This is a genomic window from Microbulbifer rhizosphaerae, from assembly GCF_014191725.1.
Lineage (GTDB): Bacteria > Pseudomonadota > Gammaproteobacteria > Pseudomonadales > Cellvibrionaceae > Microbulbifer > Microbulbifer rhizosphaerae.
The window spans coordinates 1-4,150 of sequence record NZ_JACHWZ010000053.1 but is presented as its reverse complement, the minus strand read 5'-3'; the positions used below and the strand labels follow the sequence as shown (position 1 = coordinate 4,150).

At 46.2% G+C, this 4,150-nt stretch carries 5 protein-coding genes; all 5 read right to left on the bottom strand.

All coding sequences use genetic code 11. The features are described from left to right. Positions 1 to 587: 587 nt before the first annotated feature. Positions 588 to 1,916, bottom strand: coding sequence for a toll/interleukin-1 receptor domain-containing protein (locus FHS09_RS22315; RefSeq protein ID WP_343057556.1), 1,329 nt, complete (start codon positions 1,914 to 1,916; stop codon positions 588 to 590). Next, on the bottom strand, positions 1,913 to 2,341 hold the full coding sequence (locus FHS09_RS22310) for a hypothetical protein (RefSeq protein ID WP_183464083.1): 429 nt from the start codon (positions 2,339 to 2,341) through the stop codon (positions 1,913 to 1,915). Before FHS09_RS22310 ends, FHS09_RS22315 begins: the two co-directional genes overlap by 4 nt. Before the next feature lie 126 nt (positions 2,342 to 2,467). Then, complete coding sequence (locus tag FHS09_RS22305; protein WP_183464081.1) at positions 2,468 to 2,884, bottom strand: GFA family protein; 417 nt, start codon at positions 2,882 to 2,884, stop codon at positions 2,468 to 2,470. Positions 2,885 to 2,986: 102 nt separating this feature from the next. Continuing rightward, positions 2,987 to 3,241, bottom strand: coding sequence for a hypothetical protein (locus tag FHS09_RS22300; protein ID WP_183464079.1), 255 nt, complete (start codon positions 3,239 to 3,241; stop codon positions 2,987 to 2,989). A 136-nt stretch (positions 3,242 to 3,377) separates the two neighbouring features. Continuing rightward, positions 3,378 to 4,150: group II intron maturase-specific domain-containing protein (locus FHS09_RS22295; protein ID WP_281383202.1), on the bottom strand; the 773-nt coding region annotated here is incomplete at its 5' end.

Genomic DNA, 4,150 nt, shown 5'->3' with positions numbered 1-4,150 from the left:
ACAGTGCTGTCAAATCGGAGTTGTTGCATTATCTCGATGCCATGAAATCTGCGGCCTAGTCGCGGAAGTGTCAAAATTTATGCAATGATTGGGTTGACACTAAGCATTTCTTCGCCGAATAGAGTTCTCGGACGGACTGAGCTCACCAATGAGGTAATCCTCCAGTGCAGGGGCCAAGTAGCTTAGCTCGGCTGGAAATCCAATTGTGCCGAGGCTTGTTACTCCGATGGTTTGCCAGCGCGACTTAGGTATATAGCTTGCCTCGCTGCCTTCTGGCGCCAGATCGAGAACGTGAGCCTCAAGCCGCCGGCTAATCCCGCGCTCTTGATATATGCCGCCGCCTCTACTGTTCCCAAGGCCAACATAGACGACCCGATCTCCAGCGAGAAGAGAGTACACACCGCCCAAAAGGTAATTGGGTACGGGCCCACTCCACTCCCAATCGAATCGCCACTCAGGGCAGGGCTCTGACTCCCGCCAATGCCGGCGAAAAAATATTCCTGTTTTTTCTATTAGTTGGTCTACGTTACTCATGGGCTCGTATGCTTAATACCGCATTGCAGCGGCCTGTCCGCTGCAATGCCTCGTTAGCGTCTCCAGTAACCTTCTAAAGTTCTACGAAGGATGTGAGGTAAATCTCTAGCCATCATCCAAATTTCCTTGTCAGGCATGAACATTTCTCTCATCATTGGATGTTCTATAGAAAACTCTATGAGCTCGTCAAATGCTTGAACAGAATCTCTTTGCATCTCAGGGTCATCCGTGCTTCTGAGTGTCCGCACTAGATCTATGCCTGCATCATATATCCACGGGAAATCATCTCTAAACAAACTAATAGCAATTTGGAATCCTGTGAAGTTCTTTTCAAATCTAGGAGAAACATGAAGAACTTCATCGAGCATTTTTGGATGAATCTTTCTTCTCCTCTTTGACAGTCTGATGTCCTTTTCAAATTCAGATCTTAAAATTATTTCCTTTAGCATCATCTGCATTGATTCAACAGTTTTGTATATATCTGTTTCTGGGTTTCTCAAGAGCTTTTGATTTACGCGGGAGAGATCAAGTATTTCTTCAAGAATAGCGTTTGATAAACTTTCTTGTTCCTGAACTTCGACCTTAGAAGCATCTTGTTTAGGTTGTTGATCTAGTAGCTTATTTAGGTTTTCTTCAAGATCGGGATACCATACATCCAGTGCCTTATCTAGTTTTTCATCACTCAACTGACCTTCGGCGCTCGCCTTATTGAGAGAGACTAGAAGCTTCTTTATATCATCTTTTTCAAAAATCGTTGATTGAAACTGAAGAATTGGTCCATTTACTTCAGAACGTTTAATATTGAAAAGAAATGGGCTAACAAAAGATTTATCCATTGTCTTGGAAAGAGCGCCAGCCTCAAATGTCAGCCATGGCGCGTGTAAATTGTCTTTAGTTACACACAAAATTCCGTAACTCGAATCAGCTAATTCAGACGCTATATCTGTACTCCATCTGGCACCCTTGTCAATATCTTCTGATGATACATACGGCTCTATAGATTGAATTACTGAAGGTAACCACTCCCGAAGTACTAACGCTACCTTATGGCTGGTTTCTCCTGACCAACTTAAAAATACCTTCATCTCTATCCCTTCAAGTAGTTGATTAATTTCGATCGCTAACGAGGCTGTAGAAAAACTCCGGCCTTTCGTTCTGGTTATATTTTGCCCAGAAAATCGCGCTCCTACGTGAATTCTGGACCTGTTTTGTATGGCGAAAAGCATTTCAGAGCACTCTCCGCACGAAAAATTTGCTACTTCAAGAAGTGCTCGAGTTTTTCTACAACCTGAACGTTGCCAACTGCGGCAGCCGGAACGATTTTTTGCGCGAAGCGCTTTGTGCAGGCTGTCCGCCAGCTTGGCCTGGTTATACGGATTCACCAGAATTTCCAACATGGTTTAGATTTAGCGGACGACCCTGTTATCGACCGCCCGGGGAATAGAATTTCGCCCTGATCTGCGCTTACATCGAAAAAACCCACGTTGTGCTTTATGGCAAGTTCACGCATTTTTCTATAGGCTTCTTCAGCTACAGGCCAGGCGAAGGCTGAATAAATTACTTCTTTGCCAATACAGTGATCCGTTACTTTCTCATCATCGATATCATCTGATGCCAATGGGCCATTCATAGGCGGAAAGAAGTTAATCATCTCTTCAAACCAGGCTTTCAAGGCCGGGCTCGTAACAGAATGGTCTTGATAGCTGTGGTCTTCAGACCACTCGGTTTGCGCCTGATACCACTCCATGAATTTGGCCCGCTCCGTGGGGGCTGCCGATGGTTCAAACACCATGAGATCGAAGCTCACTGATTACTCCTTTCCGTATAACGCTGAGATCAAGGGCAGCCTACTATAAGCGCCTTTTGTGCAAAAATGGGAGCGCAGCGACCGCGCAAAAGATGCTTATAGTAGGCTGTCCCTTGGGTCGACTGGTTATTTGAGGGAGCTCCGATCCGCTGGATGATTGACACCATCTTCTGTGGGAACGCCCTCTATTTTTAGTGGATTTATATCTTTCAAACATGCCACATTAAAACCAAACTGATTTGGATTTGACCTTCTTTGGTGGTGTGTATATATCCCACAATTGCTACAAAAATAATGTTTTGCGGTATTTGTATTGAACTGGTACAACTTAAGGTATTTTTCACCTTTTATAATCTTGATTCCATCCAAAGATGCTGATGCTGCAATTGCCCCTCTTCTGCGGCACAAAGAACAATCACAGCGCCTAACATCTACTAAACCTTTCGGCAAGTCCACTTCAATTTCAACCAGGCCACAATGACAGGTAGCTAAGTGTTTTGGTTGAATTTTAACCCCATCAACTTCCTTTATATTTTCATTCATAGCTCAATCCTTGAAATCAAATAACGCTCGCAGCACGCGTGGCTTTGTAGTGAAGGCGAAGCCGCAACGGAAAAGCCATCGTCGTGGCTGCGCTTGTTAAATTTAGGGTATGCACTCTAACCACACCCGCTCTTCTGGATGATGCAAAGCTATGCTTTCCAGTGCCTCACTAACGACCTCCGCATTGTTGAGATCTATAGGGTACAAGAAATTGGTAAGGTAAACGCCATCCTCTCTAACCTCAGCCATTTCTTCCTTTGAAAGAACATCTGCACCAACCCATACCGGGTATCTACCAGTAAGGATTATTTCCTTAAGCTCTTTAAAGCCTTCTTTTGTTGCTACAAATATGACCATAGAAATACCTGGTAGCTAAGGGCCTTGCGGCCCTTCGCCCCATAAGAACTGTACGTGATAGTTTCCCATCATACAGCTCAAGCCCTTTGAAGGCCGCACAAGCGACCCACCTATTCATATCCAGTATGGCCTCCATTTAGGCGGCCAGTTTCTCACACGACGAGCTGTTCAGGAACCTTCGATCCCGTCGTGCATTCATCCGCTGCTTCCTGGCTCTCGCTTCAAAGTAATCGCTGTCCCCCGGATCATACGGATTGGCATCACTGCGTATTTTGCTGTGATACCGAATCGGCAGGTCACTGGCCTTGAACAATCGTATGAGCTTCGGGCCCGATGTTGTCGAGTAATAGCACCCATACTCGATGCGACCTTTGAAGCGCCCACGGTAGCGTTTTCTGATCCATGCCCACGTCTTAGATCGGTGTTCCCTTTGAAGCCACTTTTTCACCAGTGGATAGATCTTCTCGTCGACGTAACTCAGGCGTTCTTTTGCTACCACGTGTCGATACGCATAGGCCCAGCCTCTGATCACGGCGTTGAGTTTTGCCAGTAGAGCGTGAAACGGAATGCCGCGATATTGCTTCAGCACGCCTCGCACCTTCATAAGCAATTCTCGGGTTTTACCGTCTTGAGGCTGGATCAACAAGGTTTTTCGGTACTTTTTAAAATGAAAGCCCAGAAAATTGAAGCCTTGCTCAATATGACTGATGCGCGTTTTCTCTTCTGAGAGCTGTAATCCGCGCTCTGCCAGGAAACGTTCAACTTTTGGCCGAACCTCTTCCTCCAGAGCGGCTGGACTCTTCCCTGTAATAATGAGTCGAGTCGCCCCGGGGACCCTCCCCCCGAGGCGCTCACAGAACCGGACGTGAACGTCTCCGCTCATCCGGCTCCTCCTATCCAGCCTGTCCA